At 59.4% G+C, this 18,278-nt stretch carries 17 protein-coding genes and 1 other RNA gene; 12 read left to right on the plus strand and 6 right to left on the minus strand.

From position 1 onward, the window contains the following. Positions 1 to 92 precede the first annotated feature (92 nt). Positions 93 to 659: a nucleotide exchange factor GrpE gene (grpE, locus tag ACM6J5_RS28890; protein WP_095942407.1), complete on the minus strand. Its 567-nt coding sequence runs from the start codon at positions 657 to 659 to the stop codon at positions 93 to 95. A 240-nt stretch (positions 660 to 899) separates the two neighbouring features. On the opposite strand from grpE, the gene recN reads away from it, so the two are divergent. Beyond that, positions 900 to 2,573: a DNA repair protein RecN gene (gene recN / locus ACM6J5_RS28895; RefSeq protein WP_414929789.1), complete on the plus strand. Its 1,674-nt coding sequence runs from the start codon at positions 900 to 902 to the stop codon at positions 2,571 to 2,573. Positions 2,574 to 2,652: 79 nt separating this feature from the next. Here the strand turns inward: recN and fur are convergent, their stop codons facing one another. Next, positions 2,653 to 3,057, minus strand: a complete 405-nt coding sequence (fur, locus tag ACM6J5_RS28900; protein ID WP_003197684.1) for a ferric iron uptake transcriptional regulator — start codon at positions 3,055 to 3,057, stop codon at positions 2,653 to 2,655. A gap of 97 nt (positions 3,058 to 3,154) precedes the next feature. Between fur and ACM6J5_RS28905 the strand changes: the two genes are divergently transcribed. Continuing rightward, positions 3,155 to 3,682, plus strand: coding sequence for an outer membrane protein assembly factor BamE (locus ACM6J5_RS28905; protein WP_007973139.1), 528 nt, complete (start codon positions 3,155 to 3,157; stop codon positions 3,680 to 3,682). A gap of 61 nt (positions 3,683 to 3,743) precedes the next feature. On the opposite strand, the gene ACM6J5_RS28910 is transcribed toward ACM6J5_RS28905, so the two are convergent. Genes ACM6J5_RS28910 through ACM6J5_RS28920 form a run of 3 tightly spaced genes read right to left on the minus strand, consistent with a single transcriptional unit; the run spans position 3,744 to position 5,896 of the window. Further along, a complete protein-coding gene (locus tag ACM6J5_RS28910; RefSeq protein ID WP_150672217.1) occupies positions 3,744 to 4,058 on the minus strand; it encodes an RnfH family protein in 315 nt (104 codons plus the stop codon). Continuing rightward, the gene (locus tag ACM6J5_RS28915) at positions 4,051 to 4,485 is read right to left on the minus strand and encodes a type II toxin-antitoxin system RatA family toxin (RefSeq protein WP_150672218.1); all 435 of its coding nucleotides are present in this window, start codon (positions 4,483 to 4,485) and stop codon (positions 4,051 to 4,053) included. Before ACM6J5_RS28915 ends, ACM6J5_RS28910 begins: the two co-directional genes overlap by 8 nt. A 7-nt stretch (positions 4,486 to 4,492) precedes the next feature. Further along, entirely contained in the window at positions 4,493 to 5,896 is a 1,404-nt protein-coding gene (locus tag ACM6J5_RS28920; protein WP_095942411.1) for a sodium-dependent transporter, read from the minus strand. 118 nt (positions 5,897 to 6,014) lie between these two features. Here ACM6J5_RS28920 and smpB point away from each other — a divergent pair, with 118 nt between their 5' ends. Beyond that, entirely contained in the window at positions 6,015 to 6,497 is a 483-nt protein-coding gene (gene smpB, locus ACM6J5_RS28925; RefSeq protein ID WP_008057382.1) for an SsrA-binding protein SmpB, read from the plus strand. A gap of 63 nt (positions 6,498 to 6,560) precedes the next feature. On the opposite strand, the gene ACM6J5_RS28930 is transcribed toward smpB, so the two are convergent. Beyond that, on the minus strand, positions 6,561 to 7,328 hold the full coding sequence (locus ACM6J5_RS28930) for a GntR family transcriptional regulator (protein ID WP_414929790.1): 768 nt from the start codon (positions 7,326 to 7,328) through the stop codon (positions 6,561 to 6,563). Positions 7,329 to 7,589: 261 nt separating this feature from the next. Between ACM6J5_RS28930 and ACM6J5_RS28935 the strand changes: the two genes are divergently transcribed. From ACM6J5_RS28935 to ACM6J5_RS28975, 9 genes are all read left to right on the plus strand, one after another. Continuing rightward, on the plus strand, positions 7,590 to 9,284 hold the full coding sequence (locus ACM6J5_RS28935; RefSeq protein WP_095942413.1) for a lactate permease LctP family transporter: 1,695 nt from the start codon (positions 7,590 to 7,592) through the stop codon (positions 9,282 to 9,284). Positions 9,285 to 9,433: 149 nt separating this feature from the next. Further along, on the plus strand, positions 9,434 to 10,258 hold the full coding sequence (locus tag ACM6J5_RS28940) for a (Fe-S)-binding protein (protein WP_150672220.1): 825 nt from the start codon (positions 9,434 to 9,436) through the stop codon (positions 10,256 to 10,258). Beyond that, positions 10,255 to 11,709: a LutB/LldF family L-lactate oxidation iron-sulfur protein gene (locus tag ACM6J5_RS28945; protein ID WP_414929791.1), complete on the plus strand. Its 1,455-nt coding sequence runs from the start codon at positions 10,255 to 10,257 to the stop codon at positions 11,707 to 11,709. The genes ACM6J5_RS28940 and ACM6J5_RS28945 overlap by 4 nt, the downstream gene beginning before the upstream one ends. Further along, the gene (locus tag ACM6J5_RS28950) at positions 11,709 to 12,380 is read left to right on the plus strand and encodes a LutC/YkgG family protein (protein ID WP_414929792.1); all 672 of its coding nucleotides are present in this window, start codon (positions 11,709 to 11,711) and stop codon (positions 12,378 to 12,380) included. The genes ACM6J5_RS28945 and ACM6J5_RS28950 overlap by 1 nt, the downstream gene beginning before the upstream one ends. After that, positions 12,377 to 15,187, plus strand: coding sequence for an FAD-binding and (Fe-S)-binding domain-containing protein (locus tag ACM6J5_RS28955; RefSeq protein WP_414929793.1), 2,811 nt, complete (start codon positions 12,377 to 12,379; stop codon positions 15,185 to 15,187). Before ACM6J5_RS28950 ends, ACM6J5_RS28955 begins: the two co-directional genes overlap by 4 nt. Positions 15,188 to 15,387: 200 nt before the next feature. Then, a complete protein-coding gene (locus tag ACM6J5_RS28960) occupies positions 15,388 to 15,660 on the plus strand; it encodes a hypothetical protein (protein ID WP_095942418.1) in 273 nt (90 codons plus the stop codon). Positions 15,661 to 15,991: 331 nt separating this feature from the next. Beyond that, positions 15,992 to 16,270: a hypothetical protein gene (locus ACM6J5_RS28965; protein WP_414929794.1), complete on the plus strand. Its 279-nt coding sequence runs from the start codon at positions 15,992 to 15,994 to the stop codon at positions 16,268 to 16,270. Between the two features lie 94 nt (positions 16,271 to 16,364). Next, positions 16,365 to 16,761: a transfer-messenger RNA gene (ssrA, locus tag ACM6J5_RS28970) on the plus strand. A 187-nt stretch (positions 16,762 to 16,948) separates the two neighbouring features. Beyond that, positions 16,949 to 18,205, plus strand: coding sequence for an integrase domain-containing protein (locus ACM6J5_RS28975; protein ID WP_103401028.1), 1,257 nt, complete (start codon positions 16,949 to 16,951; stop codon positions 18,203 to 18,205). The last annotated feature ends 73 nt before the right edge of the window (positions 18,206 to 18,278 follow it).

Here is an 18,278-nt window from a genome sequence, read left to right on the forward strand (position 1 = left end):
CCGAAACTTTGGATTTGGTTGCCGCAGCAGTGGTGGCTAACTGCGGTAGCACTTAAACGCTTGACTTATAAATGGGGGCCTTGCGGCGGATTTCAAGCCTGCTCGTCAATCGAAGGCGAAACCGGCGCAGGCGCCTTGCTGACCACGACCATCGCCGGGCGCAGCAGGCGGCCATTGAGCTGATAGCCCTTCTGGAACACCTTCAGAACGCTGTTCGGCTCGACATCGGCGCTTTCCTGCATGGCCATCGCCTGATGGAGAACGGCGTTGAACGGTTCGCCATGGGGATCGATCGCTTCAAGCTGATAACGCTTGAGGGTGTCCTGGAACATTTTCAGGGTCAGCTCGATGCCTTCGCGCATAGGACGGATGCTTTCGTCGTCCGGGCTGGACAATTCCAGGCCGCGCTCCAGGCTGTCGACGATCGGCAGCAGGTCGCCGGCGAATTTTTCCAGCGCGAACTTGTGAGCCTTCTCCACATCCTGCTCGGCGCGACGGCGGACGTTCTGCAGATCGGCGGCTACACGCAAAGCCTGATCCTGAGCGCCTGCCAGTTGCTCTTCGAGCACTTGTACACGAGCCGCCAGGTCATCACCCGAAGCCTCGGGCGCCTGGTTGGCGTCTGGGTTTTGCGTATCCACTGTCTGTTCGTCAGCCATAGATTTCTCCTTTCAATTTCGTCCGCGAGCTCAACTCGCGCTTCTGCCCAGCTATATGGGGCCGCAAAATCCGGCTTCAAGGGGGCTCAACGATTAACCCTACAAAAAACAACTGCTTTGTCATTGCCGGTCGCGATAAGACTTTCGTCGGACCGAGCGAATCGAGCTAACGAGGGGCATTGTCAGCCAGAAACAAAACACTGTATAAATAACCAGACCTAACACCTGGGAGCGGCCCATATGCTGGTGCACCTGTCCGTACACAACTACGCCATCGTTGAACATCTCGATCTCGAACTCGATCGCGGGATGAGCGTGATCACCGGGGAAACCGGCGCGGGCAAGTCGATCATGCTCGACGCGCTGGGCCTGACCCTGGGCGATCGCGCCGACAGCGGCGTGGTCCGCCCCGGCGCCGACAAGGCCGACATCCTGGCCACCTTCGATCTGGTCGACATTCCGGAAGCCAGCGCCTGGCTGGCCGAACGCGACCTCGAAAACGACGGCCCGTGCATCCTGCGCCGGGTCATCACATCCGAAGGGCGCTCGCGCGGCTACATCAACGGCACGCCCTGCCCGCTGGGCGACCTCAAGGCGCTGGGCGAGCTGCTGATCGATATTCACAGCCAGCACGAACACCAATCGCTGCTCAAGACCGATACCCACCGTCGTCTGCTCGATGAATATGCCGGCGCGACCGATCTGGCCCGTCAGGTTCAACTCGCCGCCCAGCGCTGGCGCCAGATCCGCCAGGAGCTGGAGCGACTCTCCAACTCCGGCGACGAGCAACGCGCCCGACATCAGTTGCTCAGCTATCAACTCGAGGAGCTGGAAAACCTTGGCCTTGGCGACAACGAACTGGAGCAGCTTGAGCAGGAACACAAGAACCTGACCAACGCCGAGACCCTGCTCGGCATCTGCCGGCAAGTCGTCGAGCAATGCAGTGAAAGTGATTCCGGGAATGTGTTGAATGCGCTAACAGCCAGCCTCAACCGCCTTTCCAGCGTGAACAATTCAGTCGGCGCTCTGGGCGAAGCCAGCAGCCTGCTGACCAGCGCACAGATCCAGGTCGAAGAAGCTGTTGGCGAACTCAATCGCTTTCTCGACAACTTCGATGCAGACCCCGCCCGCCTGCAATATCTGGAAGAACGCCTCGACGCGATCTACACCCTGGCGCGCAAACACCGCATCCAGCCGACCGAAGTCGCCGAGATGCAGCAGAAACTGCTGGATGAAATCGAAACCCTCAATGCCAACGACGAATCCATCGAGCGACTGAGCGACGAGCTGTCTTCATACGCTCGCCATTACCAGGAAAGGGCTCGGGAGCTGAGCGACCTGCGCCATCAAGCCTCGAGTAGCCTGGCCAGCGCCGTGGAGCAGGAAATCCAGCGCCTGGGCATGCCTGGCGGGCGTTTCACCATCGAGTTGCGCCCAAACAGCAGCAACGAGCTGCTGCCTAACGGGCTTGAACAGGTTGAACTGCTGGTCAGCGCCAACCCGGGCCAACCGTTGAAAGCCTTGGCAAAAGTCGCATCCGGAGGCGAGCTGTCGCGGATCAGCCTGGCGATCCAGGTGATCACCGCACAGACCTCCCGTGTACCGACCCTGGTGTTCGACGAAGTCGACGTCGGCATTGGCGGCCCGACCGCGGAAATCGTCGGCCAGCTGCTGCGCAGGCTCGGCGAGCGCGGGCAGGTACTGACTGTGACCCACTTACCGCAAGTGGCGGCGCAAGGTCATCAGCATCTATTTGTGCACAAAGTGCGCGGCGAAGACGCCACCCGCACGGCCGTATCCAAATTGAGCAAAAACGATCGCGTCGAAGAAGTCGCACGGATGCTGGGCGGCATCGATCTCACCAAGGAGTCCCTGGCGCATGCCAAAAAAATGGTGGTCGCCGCAAAAGCCTGAATAAATAAAGGCAGAAAGCACGAAGGCGACCCTGGGGTCGCCTTCGTTCGTTTCGCGAACTGATGTTCGCGCGACATGCTTACTTTTTCTTGCGCACGTACAGCACCAGATTGTGATCAACCATCTCGAAGCCATACTTGTCGACGATTGCTTTCTGAAGCCGCTCGATTTCTTCGTCGAAGAATTCGATCACTTCGCTGGTTTCGACGTTGACCATATGGTCGTGATGCTTGCCGTCGTCCAGCTCGAAGACCGCATGGCCTCCGTCGAAGTTGTGCCGCACCACAAGGCCAGCTGCCTCGAACTGGGTCAGAACACGGTAAACCGTGGCCAGACCGACGTCCTCACCAGCCTCCATAAGGGCCTTGTAGACATCCTCGGCACTCATGTGGCGTTGCTCGGCGGAATCGAGCATTTGCAAAATTTTGACCCGTGGCAGGGTCACTTTGAGGCCGGCTTTGCGTAGTTCGCTATTTTCAACCATGGTCAGCTTTCTCGCGATGCTGCTTCGCAGCTTCTCTTAATGCGGGTATGATCGGCGTTTACGTTGTCCCAGCCAAGATAGTGGAAGTCGCCCACCGATGCAAAACACCAAGCTCTTGCTAACCAGTTTCACCTTTGTGGGACTGCTCGCACTCGCCGGTTGTTCATTCCCCGGGGTTTACAAAATCGACATCCAGCAGGGCAATGTCGTCACGCAGGACATGATAGACCAGTTACGCCCGGGAATGACCCGTAAGCAAGTACGGTTTATCATGGGCAACCCTCTGCTGACCGACACGTTCCATGCCGATCGCTGGGATTATCTGTACAGCCTGCAACCGGGTGGCGGTGAACGCCAACAGGAACGCATTAGCGTTATCTTCAACCCAAATGATCAGCTTGTCAGCCTCTCCGGTGATTTCATGCCCGGCGTGAGCCGTGACGAAGCCATTCTCGGCAAGGACAGCGGCACGACAGTGGCCGCCCCGGCAGAAAACGTCGAGAAGCCAAAACCGGAAAAACCGGTCAAGCCAGGTTCGTTGCTGGATCAGATCCAGAAGGACGTCGACGGAGTAGAAACCGTTCCGGTCCCGACGCCGCAACCACTGGACACCTCGCCGCAATAATTTGCGACGCAATAAAAAGCCCGGCATGCCCGGGCTTTTTATTGTCTGGCGTTTCAGCCACTCACTGATTCCGCGCTTTGGCCTCGGCAGCTTTCGCTGCCCGCAGTCGGCGCACCTCTTTCGGATCAGCCAGCAACGGGCGGTAAATCTCGATGCGATCCCCGGCCTGCACTGCCCGACTCTCCGGGTCAGCTACCACCTTGCCGAAGATCCCCACAGGGCAAAGGGTCAGATCCAGCTCCGGAAACTCTTCAGCCACGGCCGACCTGAGCAAGGCCGCACGCACGGTCGTTCCGACAGGCACGGCCACTGTCAGCAGCACCTGACGGTCTACGGCCGCGTAGACCACCTCGACTTCAATCATGACCTCAACCATGTATCTGCTTGGCGCGCTGGCAGAACGCATCCACCAAAGTGTTCGCCGCCTGATTGAACAGCGGCCCCAAGGTGGCACGAACCAGTGGCCCGGCATAATCGAACGACAGATCGAGGCTGATCTTGCAGGCTTTGTCAGTCAGCGCCTTGAATACCCAGATGCCATGCAATTGGGTGAAAGGACCCTCTTCGAGGTTCATTTCGATCGACTGCCCCGCAACCAGCGTGTTGCGCGTCACGAAATGCTGACTGAGGCCACCCTTCGCCACGCCGACGCTCGCCCGCATATGCTCAGGGGTGCTCTCCAGGACTTCGGCCGAGGAACACCACGGCAGAAACTCCGGATAGCGCGCCACGTCGTTGACCAGGTCATACAGCGCTTGCGCCGGGTACGGCAGCAAGGCCGAACGTGAAATGTGTGTCGTCATGTCAGCGTCACTTCCACAGCTGGGCGGCAAACACTACGAGAATGCCGATGGGCGCCACATAGCGCATCAAGAACAAGGACAGGCCAAACAGCGCAGGGTTGCGGATCGACAACTCGTCGCGCACCGCTTCACGCCCCATGATCCAGCCTGCAAACACCACGAAACACAAACCGCCAAGCGGCAACATGAGTCGCGAGGTGAAGAAATCGATCACACCGAAGAAGTCCAGGCCACCGGTTGCTCCCCATTGGTAGAGGTGGAACATCCCGCCTTCGTTCACGAAGAACTTGGCCTCCTTCCAGATATTGAAGGAGAACACCGTGCCCAGGCCGACAAACCAGCAGCTGAAAGCCAGCCAGAAGGTGACCCAGGCACGACTCACTTTAGTGCGCTCGACCAGGTAGGCCACCATCGGCTCAAGCAGGGAGATCGCCGAACTCCAGGCAGCGACCGCCACCAGCACGAAGAACACCACCCCCATCAATTGCCCGAACGCCACGTTACCGAAGGCAAACGGCAGGCTGACAAACATCAGCCCCGGGCCTTCGCTCGGGTTCAGGCCCGCCGCGAACACAATCGGAAACAACGCCAGACCGGCCACCAGGGAAACGAACGTGTCGAGCAGCGCCACGCCAACGACCGTCCCTGATATAGACGAGCTCTTCGGCATGTAGGCGCCGTAGATCATGATCGAGCCGACGCCCACGCTCAGGGAAAAGAACGCATGCCCCATCGCCGGCAGCAAGCCGTCCAGGACCTTTTCCGGGTGGAAGTCGAACATGAAATGCACGCCCTCCATGAAATGACCGGTAGTCATGCTGTAGCCCAGCAGCACCAGGATCATCACGAACAACAACGGCATCATGATGCGCAAACTGCGCTCAAGCCCGGCAACCACGCCCTTGGCGATCACCACAGCTGACAGCAGCATGAAAATCGTGTGCCAAAGTGTCAGGCGCCAGGGATCGGCGATCACATTGCCGAAGTAAGCCCCCACCTGATCAGGCGTCGCGCCCTGAAAATCGCCACGCCCCATGTCGATGATGTAGTCCAGCGACCAGCCGCCGACCACACTGTAGAACGACAGGATCAGCAACGCCGTGATCATCCCGGCAAACGCGCCCCAGGACCATTTGGGTGAGTGCCCCGCCTCGGTCGCCAGGATCTTCAAGGCATTGGCCGGACTCTGCCGGGCACGCCGGCCGATCAGGGTTTCCGCCAGCATCACCGGCACCCCGATCAGCGCGATGCAGGCCAGGAACATCAGCACGAAAGCACCGCCGCCGTATACGCCGACCATGTACGGGAATTTCCAGATACTACCCAGCCCCACGGCCGAACCGGTCGCGGCGAGTATGAAGACCCAGCGGCTAGCCCAACTGCCGTGGACAGAAACCTTGTCTGTCGACATCGTTATCACGCCCAAGCGTTCAAAAAAGAGGCCGCATTGTCCGGGATTCAATCAACCTGCTCAAGCACGTAGCGATACCGTAGCCGACTCGCGTGCAAGTCCCTATAATGCCGCCCCTATGGCTAAACAGAAGAAACACCCAACAGGGACCATCGCGCAAAACAAAAAGGCGCGACACGATTACTTCATCGAACATCGGTTCGAGGCTGGTCTGGTCCTGGCCGGCTGGGAAGTAAAAAGTCTGCGGGCAAGCAAGCTGCAGCTGGTGGACAGCTACGTGCTGCTCAAGGATGGCGAAGCCTGGCTGCTCGGCAGCCACATTACGCCCCTGACGACCGCCAGTACCCACGTCATCGCGGATCCGGTGCGCACCCGTAAATTGCTGCTCAACCGGCGCGAGCTGGAAAAGCTGGCCGCGGCCGTGCAGCAAAAGGGTTACGCCTGCGTGTGCCTGTCCTGGTACTGGAGCAAGCACATGGTCAAGTGCGAGATCGCCCTGGGCAAGGGCAAGAAGGAATACGACAAGCGCGATACCGAACGCGAACGCGACGCTGGTCGCGAGTTGCAGCGTGCGGTGCGCAACAAGGGCAAGGAAGATTAATCTTTCGGCCTGATCGCGGCTTTTTGTGGCGAGGGAGCAAGCTCCCTCGCCACAGTGAACTGACTACATCCCCTTGCGCCGCTCCGCCCGGGCCACGCGCTGCACTTCCTGACGCACCTCTTCCAGCACCTCCTGCACATACAGAATGTGTCGACTGGAAACTTCCCGCGCCAGCTCCGCATGCCCGTCGATAATCGCCTGATACAACTCCCGATGCTGCATGATCAGCATGTCGCGGGTTTCAGTGCGCTGCTTGTACATGCCACCGATGTTGGTCACCACGTTGCGCTTGAGCAGGTCGAACAGCCCGCGAATGGTGTGCAGCAACACGGCATTGTGGCTGGCCTCGGCGATCGCCAGGTGGAAGCTTGCGTCCGCCGCCCCTTCTTCGGCACGACTCACCTCTTCGTGACGCGAATAACAGTCCTGCAATTCGTTGAATGCCGCGGTCAACCGCTCGCGATCCACATCCGTGGCACGCAGCGCCGCGTAGTAGGCGCAAGACGCCTCCAGCGTATGGCGAAACTCCAGCAGATCGCGCTGCGCCTCGGGGTTGCTTTCCAGCAGATGCAACAAGGGATCACTGAAGGTGCTACCCAGCGATTCCACCACATAGTTGCCGCCACCCTGGCGACTCACCAGCAGACCCTTGGCGGTCAGCTTCTGAATGGCTTCGCGCAACGAAGGGCGTGACACGCCAAATTGCTCGGCCAGCGCGCGCTCGGCCGGCAAGCGCTCACCCGCTTTCAGCGTGCCCTCGAGGATCATGCCCTCAAGCTGCTCGACAATATCGTCAGACAAACGGCGCTGACGAATCTGATCAAACCCCATAACTCGATTACTCCACGATCCGACGGCTCGCCGGGGCTCTATTCTGGCCTATTGACGCTGCGCCAGCACCTGCCATTGCGCATTTGGCAAGACCAGACAGACGACCTGCGTACTTCGCATTCGACAAAAGTTTTAGGGCGGCAAATTGACACACCGCCTACAAGGCTTTTACCCTAGCCAACAGCGATTGTAAATTGGTCTTACCAATTATCCAAGAACGCTGATCAGTGCCTGACCAACAACAATTAGGGGCCACCCCATATGCAAACCTGGCAACAGCTCTATACCCCGCTCGGCAGCCTCGGCCTGTCCGCACTCGCCGCCGTCATCCCCATCGTGTTTTTCTTCCTGGCTTTGGCCGTGTTCCGCCTCAAAGGGCATGTGGCCGGCAGCATCACCCTGGCTTTGTCGATTCTGGTGGCGATCTTCGCTTTCCAGATGCCGGTCGATATGGCGTTCGCCGCCGCCGGGTATGGCTTCGCCTATGGCCTGTGGCCGATTGCCTGGATCATCGTGGCAGCGGTGTTCCTCTACAAACTGACGGTCAAGAGCGGGCAGTTTGAAGTCATCCGCAGTTCGGTCCTGTCGATCACCGATGACCAGCGCCTGCAGGTCTTGCTGATCGGTTTCTGCTTCGGCGCCTTCCTCGAAGGTGCGGCCGGTTTTGGCGCACCCGTGGCGATTACCGCTGCGCTGCTGGTAGGTCTTGGCTTCAACCCGCTGTACGCCGCTGGCTTGTGCCTGATCGCCAACACCGCACCGGTGGCCTTCGGTGCTCTGGGCATTCCGATCATCGTTGCCGGCCAAGTCACCGGCATCGACGCGTTCAAGATCGGCGCCATGACCGGTCGCCAACTGCCGCTGCTGTCGCTGTTCGTACCGTTCTGGCTGGTGTTCATGATGGACGGCCTGCGAGGCGTGCGGGAAACCTGGCCGGCAGCCCTGGTAGCTGGCTTGAGCTTTGCCGTGACCCAGTACTTCACCTCGAACTTCATCGGCCCGGAACTGCCGGACATCACCTCGGCCCTGGCCAGCCTGATTTCCCTGACCCTGTTCCTGAAAGTCTGGCAACCCAAACGCGCCGCCGGCCAACACATCGTCGGTGCTGTCTCGGCCTCCGTGGTGAGCGCCAGCGTCGGTGGTTTCGGCCAGAAGCGCACCACCGTGGCTTCGCCTTACAGCCTTGGGGAAATTTTCAAGGCCTGGTCGCCGTTCCTGATCCTGACGGTACTGGTCACCATCTGGACCCTGAAGCCGTTCAAGGCGATGTTCGCCGCCGGCGGTTCGATGTACAGCTTCGTATTCAACTTCGCCATCCCGCATCTGGATCAAATGGTGATCAAGGTCGCACCGATCGTGGCCGCGCCGACCGCCCTTCCGGCAGTGTTCAAACTGGACCCGATTTCCGCCACCGGCACGGCGATTTTCTTCTCGGCCCTGATCTCCATGCTGGTGTTGAAGATCAATATCAAAACTGGTCTGACCACTTTTAGAGAGACCTTCTACGAACTGCGCTGGCCGATCCTGTCCATCGGCATGGTGTTGGCGTTTGCCTTCGTCACCAACTACTCGGGCATGTCCTCGACCATGGCGCTGGTGCTGGCGGCGACGGGTGCGGCCTTCCCGTTCTTCTCGCCGTTCCTCGGCTGGCTGGGCGTGTTCCTCACCGGTTCCGATACCTCGTCCAACGCCCTGTTCAGTTCGCTGCAAGCAACCACTGCGCACCAGATCGGCGTCAACGACACCTTGCTGGTGGCGGCGAACACCAGCGGCGGCGTGACCGGCAAGATGATCTCGCCACAATCGATCGCCGTAGCTTGCGCCGCGACCGGTCTGGTGGGCAAAGAATCGGATCTGTTCCGCTTCACCCTCAAGCACAGCCTATTCTTTGCAACGATTGTCGGCTTGATCACGTTGGCCCAGGCTTACTGGTTCACCGGCATGCTGGTGCATTAAGGCTATAGGCAACACGATAAAAACCGACGCCGGGCCACGCCCCCGGCGTCCGCTATTCACACCCCGGTCTGTAAGGCTGCTGAAAGCTTCCGGCTCTATATTCAGCAGCCTCAACAGACGAATAACCGGGACCACCCGGAGACCGCCTGATGAGCGAGCTTTTTTACAACGCCGTGCCGAATGCGACCCGTGTCGCCCCGCCACTGCCCGAGCCTCGGCAATACCCCAGCGAGAAACCGTCACGGGTCTACCTGTTCGGGACCTGCGTGGTCGATTTGTTCTACCCGCAAGCCGGGATGGATGCGATCCACCTGCTGGAGCGCGAAGGCATTCGTGTCGAATACCCGCAAGGGCAAAGCTGCTGCGGCCAACCGGCCTACACCTCCGGTTACACCGAACAGGCACGGACCGTGGCGCGCTCGCAACTGGCGCTGTTTGCCGGCGACTATCCGGTGGTGGTGCCGTCAGGTTCTTGCGCTGGCATGTTGCGCGAACATTACGCGGACTTGTTCAAGGACGAGCCAGACACGTTGGAACAGGTCCAGGCCCTGGCGGCCAGAACCTTTGAGCTGGCCGAGTTCCTGTTGTTTGTCTGCAAGGTGCAGCTCAAGGACAGCGGCGAGCCGGTGAAAGTGGCGCTGCACACCTCGTGTTCGGCACGCCGTGAGATGAACACCCACCTGCACGGCCGCGAGTTGTTGGCGCAGTTGAGCAATGTGGAGCGGGTCAATCACGATCACGAAAGTGAGTGCTGTGGCTTTGGCGGGACATTCAGCGTCCGTATGCCAGACATTTCCGGCGCGATGGTGGCTGACAAGACCCGGGCGCTGAAGGAGTCCGGCGCGCACAAGGTATTGAGTGCCGACTGCGGCTGCTTGATGAACATCAACGGCTCGCTGGAAAAGCAGCAGGAAGCGTTGCGCGGTCAGCATCTGGCCAGTTTCCTCTGGCAGCGAACCGGAGGTGCGAAATGAGCACCTCGACGATTATTCCTACGGTCGCCGTAGAAGAAGATTTCCGAACCCGCGCCCACAAGGCGCTGGGTGACGCGCAATTGCGAGGCAACTTTCGCAAGGCGATGGATTCATTGATGACCAAACGGGCAGCGGCGTTCAGCGATGCCCATGAAAGAGAACACTTGCGCGCACTGGGCAATGCAATCCGTGCCCGCGCGCTCTCCAAGTTGCCCGACCTGCTCGAACAACTGGAACAGAACCTGACCCGCAACGGTGTGACAGTGCACTGGGCGGAAACGGTGGACGAGGCCAATGGCATCGTCCTCTCGATCATCCGCGCTCACGAGGGGCGGCAAGTGATCAAGGGCAAATCGATGGTCAGCGAAGAGATGGAGATGAACCACTTCCTCGCTGATCGGGGCATTGAATGCCTGGAATCGGACATGGGCGAGTACATCGTCCAGCTCGACCACGAGAAGCCTTCACACATAATCATGCCGGCAATCCACAAGAATGCCGGTCAGGTCGCGTCCTTGTTCCACGACAAACTTGGCGTGGAATACACCAAGGACGTTGACCAACTCATTCAGATCGGTCGCAAGGTCTTGCGACAGAAATTCTTCGAAGCAGACATCGGTGTCTCCGGCGTCAACTTCGCCGTGGCCGAAACCGGCACCTTGCTGCTGGTGGAAAACGAAGGCAACGGTCGCATGACCACCACGGTGCCACCCGTGCACATCGCCGTCACCGGCATCGAAAAAGTCGTGGAAAACCTGCGCGACGTAGTGCCGCTGCTGTCGCTGCTAACCCGCTCGGCCCTGGGCATCCCGATCACCACCTACGTCAACATGATCTCCGGCCCACGCAAGGAGCATGAACTCGACGGCCCGCAGGAAGTGCATCTGGTACTGCTCGACAACGGCCGCAGCCAGGCCTTTGCCGACAGCGAACTGCGCCAGACCCTGAACTGCATTCGCTGCGGCGCCTGTATGAATCATTGCCCGGTCTACACCCGAATCGGCGGCCATGCCTATGGGGAGGTTTACCCCGGCCCTATCGGAAAAATCATCACCCCACACATGGTTGGCCTGGCGAAAGTGCCGGATCATCCGAGCGCCTCGTCGCTGTGCGGTGCCTGCGGTGAAGTGTGCCCGGTGAAAATCCCGATCCCTGCTTTGCTTCGGCGCCTGCGGGAAGAAAACGTCAAGGCCCCGGACAGCCCTCATCAAGTGATGCGCGGTCAGGGCAGCAAGTACTCACGCAAAGAGCGGTTCATCTGGAACGCCTGGGCGAAGCTCAACAGCTCGCCAACGCTGTATCGCCTGTTCGGTTTCTTCGCCACCCGGTTGCGCGCCCTCACGCCGAGCAACGTCGGCCCATGGACGCAAAACCACAGCGCACCGAAACCCGCTGCCCGCTCGCTGCATGACATGGCCCGCGAACATTTGGCCAAACAGGGAGACCGTTGATGAGCGCCAAGCAAAATATCCTCGCCAAGCTGCGCAAAAGTCTGACAGGCACCACGCCAGTGGCTGACAACTTTGATGTCGATCTGGTGACCCAGCCTTACACCTACGCGCCTGAGCAACGCATTGCACAACTGCGCAAGCTGATGGAAGCGGTGCACACGGAGATTCATCTGACGTCCGGTGAACAGTGGCCGACGCTACTCGCGCAGTTGCTGCGGGAGCGCCAATTGCCGAGTCTGCTGATCGCACCGACAACGCCCCACGGTCAACGGATCACGCAACACTGGGCGAACAATCCCGACCTGCCAATGCTCAAGGCCTACGACCGCCCGGTTGAAGAATGGAAAGCCGAGTTGTTCAACGACACCCCGGCGAGCCTGACCACCCCCCTCGGCGCCATCGCTGCCACGGGCAGCCTGATTCTCTGGCCGACACGGGAAGAGCCACGCCTGATGAGCCTGGTGCCACCGGTGCATTTCGCCCTGCTCAAGGCCAGCGAAATCCGCGACAACTTCTATCAGGTGCAGCAGGAATTCGAGTGGGCCCAGGGCATGCCGACCAACGCGCTGCTGGTGTCCGGCCCGTCGAAAACCGCCGACATCGAACAAGTGCTGGCGTACGGCGCCCACGGCCCGAAAGACCTGGTGGTACTGATCCTGGAGGACCAATGAGTCTACCGGCCGCTTTCCTGCGTGATGCACAGCAACTGATTCCACCAGAACGACGTTTCGATGACCCGCTGTCGACCCTGGCCTTCGGCACCGACGCCAGTTTCTATCGTTTGATTCCGCAACTGGTTATCCGCGTCGAGTCCGAAGACGAAGTAGTGGCGCTGCTGCGACTGGCGCAACGGGATCAAGTGCCGGTGACTTTCCGCGCCGCCGGTACCAGCCTGTCCGGCCAGGCCATCAGCGACTCGGTGCTGATCGTGCTGGGGGATAACTGGAACGGTCGCGAGATTCGCGGCCAAGGCACACAAATTCGATTGCAACCGGGTGTGATCGGCGCTCAGGCCAATGCCTGGCTGGCACCGTTCGGACGCAAGATCGGTCCGGACCCGGCCTCGATCAACGCCTGCAAGATCGGCGGCATCGTCGCCAACAATGCCAGCGGCATGTGCTGCGGCACGGCGCAAAATACCTATCACACCCTGGCCGGCATTCGCCTGGTGCTGGCCGACGGCAGTCGTCTCGATACCGAGGATGCCGCCAGCGTCACGGCATTTCGCCAAAGCCATGCCGCATTGCTGGAGCGCTTGGCAACCCTGGGACGCGAGACCCGGGCAAACGCCGAACTGGCTGCGAAAATTCGCCACAAATACCGTCTGAAAAATACCACCGGCCTGTCGCTCAATGCCCTGGTGGATTTCGACGAGCCTGTGGATATCTTGAGTCACTTGCTGGTGGGCTCCGAGGGCACGCTCGGGTTCATCAGTGCCGTGACCTACGACACCGTGATCGACCACCCGAACAAGGCTTCGGCCCTGATTGTGTTCCCGGATGTCGAGACCTGCTGCAACGCGGTCACTGTGTTGAAGAACCAACCGGTATCGGCCGTGGAATTGCTGGACCGCCGCAGCCTGCGCTCGGTACAAAACAAACCCGGCATGCCCGCTTTCGTACAGCATCTGTCGAACAATGCCTGTGCGCTGTTGATCGAGTCCCGCGCCGCGTCGTCCACCTTGCTGCACGAGCAACTGGCGCAAATCATGGCGTCGCTGAAGGCGTTCCCGGTGGAAAAGCAGGTCGACTTCACCGAAGACCCGCAGGAAAACGCCCGCCTCTGGGCCATCCGCAAAGACACCTTCCCCGCCGTCGGCGCGGTGCGCAAGACCGGCACCACGGTGATCATCGAAGACGTCACCTTCCCGGTCGAACAGCTGGCCATTGGCGTCAACCGCCTGATCGAACTGTTCGACAAACATCACTACGACGAAGCGATCCTTTTCGGACACGCCCTGGAAGGCAATCTGCACTTCGTCTTCACCCAAGGCTTCAACAGCCCGGAAGAAGTCGCACGCTATCAAGCGTTCATGGACGACGTGGCGCAACTGGTGGCGGTGGAGTTCGGCGGTTCGCTGAAAGCCGAACACGGCACCGGGCGCAACATGGCGCCCTTCGTTGAACTGGAATGGGGCAGCGATGCCTACCAGTTGATGTGGCAACTCAAACGACTGCTCGACCCCAACGGCATTCTCAACCCGGACGTGGTGCTCAGCGAAGACCCACAGATCCACCTCAAGCACCTCAAGCCCTTGCCCGCCGCTGACGAGATTGTGGACAAGTGCATCGAGTGCGGCTTCTGCGAACCGGTCTGTCCGTCAAAGGGCCTGACCCTGAGTCCGCGCCAGCGCATCGTGATCTGGCGCGACATCCAGGCGAAGAAACGCGCGGGCATCGATACGTCCGAACTCGAAGCCGCCTACGACTATCAAGGCATCGATACCTGCGCCGCGACCGGCCTGTGCGCACAACGTTGCCCTGTAGGCATCAATACCGGCGAGCTGGTGAAAAAGCTGCGTAGCCGGAAAGCGACGCATACGAAAACCGCCAACTGGCTTGAAGGACATTTCGCCACGGCACTGCAAGGTGCGCGTTTCACGCTGCACGTAGCCAATGGCGCGCGGATGTTGCTGGGGGCGCCGAGATTGGCGAAGTTGTCGGCGACGCTGACGCGCCTGTCCAAGGGTCAGGTCCCGCAATGGACCAACGCGATGCCGCAACCGGAAAAAGCCATCCGCTTCAGCCCGACAGTGACGGACGCGCGCCCGCGCGTGGTCTATCTGGCGGCCTGTGTATCCCGCGCCATGGGGCCGGCAGCAGGCGACACGGAGCAAATGTCGCTGCACGACAAGACCCGAGGCTTGCTGGAGAAGGCCGGATATCAAGTGGTGTTCCCGGACAACCTGGACAACCTGTGCTGCGGTCAGCCATTCGCCTCCAAAGGCTACGCCGAACAAGCCGAGCACAAACGTCAGGAACTGATCGGCGCCTTGCTTCACGCCAGCCGTGGCGGGCTCGACCCGATCTACTGCGACACCAGCCCCTGCACCTTGCGCCTGGTTCAAGACCTCGGCGAAGTCCGTCTGGACCTGTACGACCCGGTGCGTTTCATCCGCACGCACCTGATGGAACGCCTGGATTTCACGCCTCAGGAGGCGCCGATCGCCGTGCACGTCACCTGCAGCACCCAGCACCTCGGGGAAAGCCAGGCGTTGATCGACCTGGCGCGCAAATGCAGCAAAAACGTGATCATTCCCGAAGGCATTCACTGCTGCGGCTTCGCCGGCGACAAGGGTTTCACCACCCCGGAGCTGAACGCCCATTCGCTGCGCACGCTCAAGGACGCGGTGCAACAGTGCAGCGAAGGGATTTCCACCAGCCGCACCTGTGAGATCGGTCTGACGCAACATGGCGGCATTGACTACCACGGACTAGTCTATCTGGTGGACCGCGTTACCCAGGCTAGGGAGCCCTGAAATCTGGACATCAAGGCATGCGCATCAATGCGCCCTCCTTGATGCTTCTTGCCGGAATCAACAGTTCTACAGCAGAAAAAAGAACCCTGATGTGCCGCCGCAGTCCACTGATCAAGTCCCGCCAATGCGGGACCTTCCCAAAACTCGGTAGACCGATTTGATAGCCAGCAATGCTGGTCCTTCAGTTCAAGGAGAAACACATGAATCGTTCTGTGCTGTTAGGTTTGTTCGTTGCTGCATCCATCATGGCTTCCACTTCGTTTGCTGCAGAAGACCTTTGCGCGGTCAACCTGAAAACCATCGAAAACGGCAAGGCACAGATTCCTCCGGAAATGACTGAGCAGGTAAAAGCCTCCGTCGAGCAAGCCAAAGCCGACCAGGCAAAAGGCACCAAGGAAGGCACTGATGATTGCGTCGCCGAGACCAACGACATCATCAAGGCCGTCACTGACGCGAAAAAAGGCGGGAAATAACCCGGTTCATGGCCAGCCTTCGGGTTGGCCTTCCGGGCCGCGCTGGCGTACATCAACAACGGAGTACTGGCAGCCGGGAGTTCAAAGCCCGGCTGCGCCCGATACGAAGCAAACCAAAACCCGCCAGTTGCGGGTTTTGTTGCATCCGGGGTCTGGACATGTGTAACCCCCCATCGCTGGAAAAGCTCGGCACATTGTCTGAAAAACCGAATTCTTGCGTTGAATCGTAGTCTTTGAGGTAGGCCCCGTCAGATCGTGGCTGATTCTTCGGGCTCGGCTTGACCGTCCGCTCATACGGCAGCACCGAGACCATCAGCTCAAGGAGATCCCCATGAAACGCACCACACTCGCTGGCCTGTTCATTGCTGCTGCCATGCTGGCCTCTCCTGTATTTGCCGCGGACAACAACCTTTGTACGAGCAAGTTGCAAGAGCTCAAAGGCAAAGTGAATGCGCTGCCGGCGACCGCCACAAACACCTCAATGGAGATCAAAAGGCTGATGTCCAGCGCCGAAGCCTCACAAGCCTCCGGAGACGACAATAAATGCGTCACCGAGGCCACCCAGGCCTTGGCACTCGCGGGCAGTCAGAGCAACCAGCCAAACCCATGATCTGTAGTGGTCAACCTTCGGGTTGGCCTTCCGGGGCGTGATGACGTACACTGTACAGGCCTGCTGCTCACTTGATTCACAGAGCATCAGGCTCGGGGCCGTTTAGGATTCGACGCCGGTTGCGAAACTTTAGGTGCATGCCGAGTTGGTAACAGAACTCGTAAATCCACTGTTGCAACTACTTATAGTTGCCAATGACGAAAACTACGGCCAGGAATTCGCTCTCGCTGCGTAAGCAGCCTTAGCCCTGAGCTTCTGGTACCTTCGGGTCCAGCAATCACCAGGGGATGTCTGTAAACCCAAAGTGATTGTCATATAGAACAGAATCGCCGTGCAGTACGTTGTGGACGAAGCGGCTAAAACTTACACAACTCGCCCAAAGCACCCTGCCCGTCGGGTCGCTGAGGGTTAACTTAATAGACACGGCTACGCATGTAGTACCGACAGCGGAGTACTGGCGGACGGGGGTTCAAATCCCCCCGGCTCCACCAAATGATCAATCAAAGACGTCCAAGGACGTCTTTTTTTGTGCCTGCGGCCCAGAAAATACGCGGCTTCCAGCGCTTTTGCGGTCTTTTGAGAGTTTTTGAGTTCCAGCCGCTCGGGTATTCCAAACGGTATTCCAGACCATCCGGTGCTAATCTTTGGAATACCAAATCAGTGCCTGAGGAAAATCTCATGCCTGCTCCAGCCCTCCGCCTCTCCGATCGGCAGCTCAAGGGAGTCAAACCCGCGTCCAAGGATTACGTCCTCACAGACGGCGACGGTTTGCAGCTCCGCGTACGCAGCAACGGCTCATTGCTATGGAATTTCAACTACCGCGAACCGGTGACCAAGAACCGAATCAACATGGGCTTGGGTACCTACCCAGAGCTCTCGCTGGCGAACGCCCGAAAGATGGCGGTAGAAGCACGCGAGCTGCTCGCCCAAGGCATCGATCCGAAGGTGCAGCGCAATACGCTGAATGAAGCCAAGCGCGCAGAAACGGAACACACCTTCGAGAACGTGGCCACCGCCTGGTTCGAGCTCAAGAAAGACTCGGTCACGCCGGCTTACGCCGAGGACATCTGGCGGTCACTCACTCTGCATGTACTACCCGATTTGAAGACGATGCCACTCGCGAAAATCACCGCGCCGATGGTGATCGAATTGCTTCGTCCAATCGAGGCTAAAGGCAGCCTGGAAACGGTCAAGCGTCTTAGCCAGCGGCTCAACGAGATCATGACGTACGGCGTGAACTCCGGCCTGATCTTCGCTAACCCACTGAGTGGCATCCGGGCGGTTTTCAAGAAACCCAAGAAAGAAAACATGGCCGCACTTCCGCCCGAAGAGCTCCCTCAGCTCATGCTGGAGATCGCAAACGCCAGTATCAAACGCACGACCCGCTGCCTGATCGAGTGGCAGTTGCACACCATGACTCGCCCCGCCGAGGCGGCGACGACTCGCTGGGCAGACATCGACTTTGAAAGGCGTGTCTGGACCATCCCTCCGGAGCGGATGAAGAAGCGCCGCCCACACATCATCCCGTTAAGCGATCAAGCAATGGCATTGCTGGAAATACTCAAACCCCATAGCGGTCATCGAGAATACGTCTTCCCGGCAGACCGAAATCCACGTACTCATGCCAATAGCCAGACCGCCAACATGGCGTTGAAACGCATGGGCTTCCAGGACCGCTTGGTTAGCCACGGTATGCGCTCGATGGCCAGTACCATCTTGAATGAACACGGGTGGGACCCAGAACTCATCGAGGTTGCGCTGGCGCACGTCGACAAGGATGAGGTGCGGAGCGCCTACAACCGGGCCGACTACATCGAACGCCGGCGGCCGATGATGGCCTGGTGGAGTGAGTACATCCAGAAAGCCGCCACCGGTAGCCTGCTCGCCTCAGCATACAGCCAAGTCAGAGACAAGAATGTGGTACCGATCCGCTAGCGCTGTACAGGCGCAATAACGGCAACAACAACTACTGAGCGCTCAAAATTCAGGGCAAGCAGTCTCGTTTATC

Origin of the sequence: Pseudomonas sp. IT-P74, from assembly GCF_949768175.1 — a bacterium.
Taxonomy (GTDB): domain Bacteria; phylum Pseudomonadota; class Gammaproteobacteria; order Pseudomonadales; family Pseudomonadaceae; genus Aquipseudomonas.

Bases quoted from the DNA above. Each gene is read 5' to 3' on its own strand.
- grpE (WP_095942407.1), bottom strand. From the start codon at position 659: ATGGCTGACGAACAGACAGTGGATACGCAAAACCCAGACGCCAACCAG.
- recN (WP_414929789.1), top strand. From the start codon at position 900: ATGCTGGTGCACCTGTCCGTACACAACTACGCCATCGTTGAACATCTC.
- fur (WP_003197684.1), bottom strand. From the start codon at position 3,057: ATGGTTGAAAATAGCGAACTACGCAAAGCCGGCCTCAAAGTGACCCTG.
- ACM6J5_RS28905 (WP_007973139.1), top strand. From the start codon at position 3,155: ATGCAAAACACCAAGCTCTTGCTAACCAGTTTCACCTTTGTGGGACTG.
- ACM6J5_RS28910 (WP_150672217.1), bottom strand. From the start codon at position 4,058: ATGGTTGAGGTCATGATTGAAGTCGAGGTGGTCTACGCGGCCGTAGAC.
- ACM6J5_RS28915 (WP_150672218.1), bottom strand. From the start codon at position 4,485: ATGACGACACACATTTCACGTTCGGCCTTGCTGCCGTACCCGGCGCAA.
- ACM6J5_RS28920 (WP_095942411.1), bottom strand. From the start codon at position 5,896: ATGTCGACAGACAAGGTTTCTGTCCACGGCAGTTGGGCTAGCCGCTGG.
- smpB (WP_008057382.1), top strand. From the start codon at position 6,015: ATGGCTAAACAGAAGAAACACCCAACAGGGACCATCGCGCAAAACAAA.
- ACM6J5_RS28930 (WP_414929790.1), bottom strand. From the start codon at position 7,328: ATGGGGTTTGATCAGATTCGTCAGCGCCGTTTGTCTGACGATATTGTC.
- ACM6J5_RS28935 (WP_095942413.1), top strand. From the start codon at position 7,590: ATGCAAACCTGGCAACAGCTCTATACCCCGCTCGGCAGCCTCGGCCTG.
- ACM6J5_RS28940 (WP_150672220.1), top strand. From the start codon at position 9,434: ATGAGCGAGCTTTTTTACAACGCCGTGCCGAATGCGACCCGTGTCGCC.
- ACM6J5_RS28945 (WP_414929791.1), top strand. From the start codon at position 10,255: ATGAGCACCTCGACGATTATTCCTACGGTCGCCGTAGAAGAAGATTTC.
- ACM6J5_RS28950 (WP_414929792.1), top strand. From the start codon at position 11,709: ATGAGCGCCAAGCAAAATATCCTCGCCAAGCTGCGCAAAAGTCTGACA.
- ACM6J5_RS28955 (WP_414929793.1), top strand. From the start codon at position 12,377: ATGAGTCTACCGGCCGCTTTCCTGCGTGATGCACAGCAACTGATTCCA.
- ACM6J5_RS28960 (WP_095942418.1), top strand. From the start codon at position 15,388: ATGAATCGTTCTGTGCTGTTAGGTTTGTTCGTTGCTGCATCCATCATG.
- ACM6J5_RS28965 (WP_414929794.1), top strand. From the start codon at position 15,992: ATGAAACGCACCACACTCGCTGGCCTGTTCATTGCTGCTGCCATGCTG.
- ACM6J5_RS28975 (WP_103401028.1), top strand. From the start codon at position 16,949: ATGCCTGCTCCAGCCCTCCGCCTCTCCGATCGGCAGCTCAAGGGAGTC.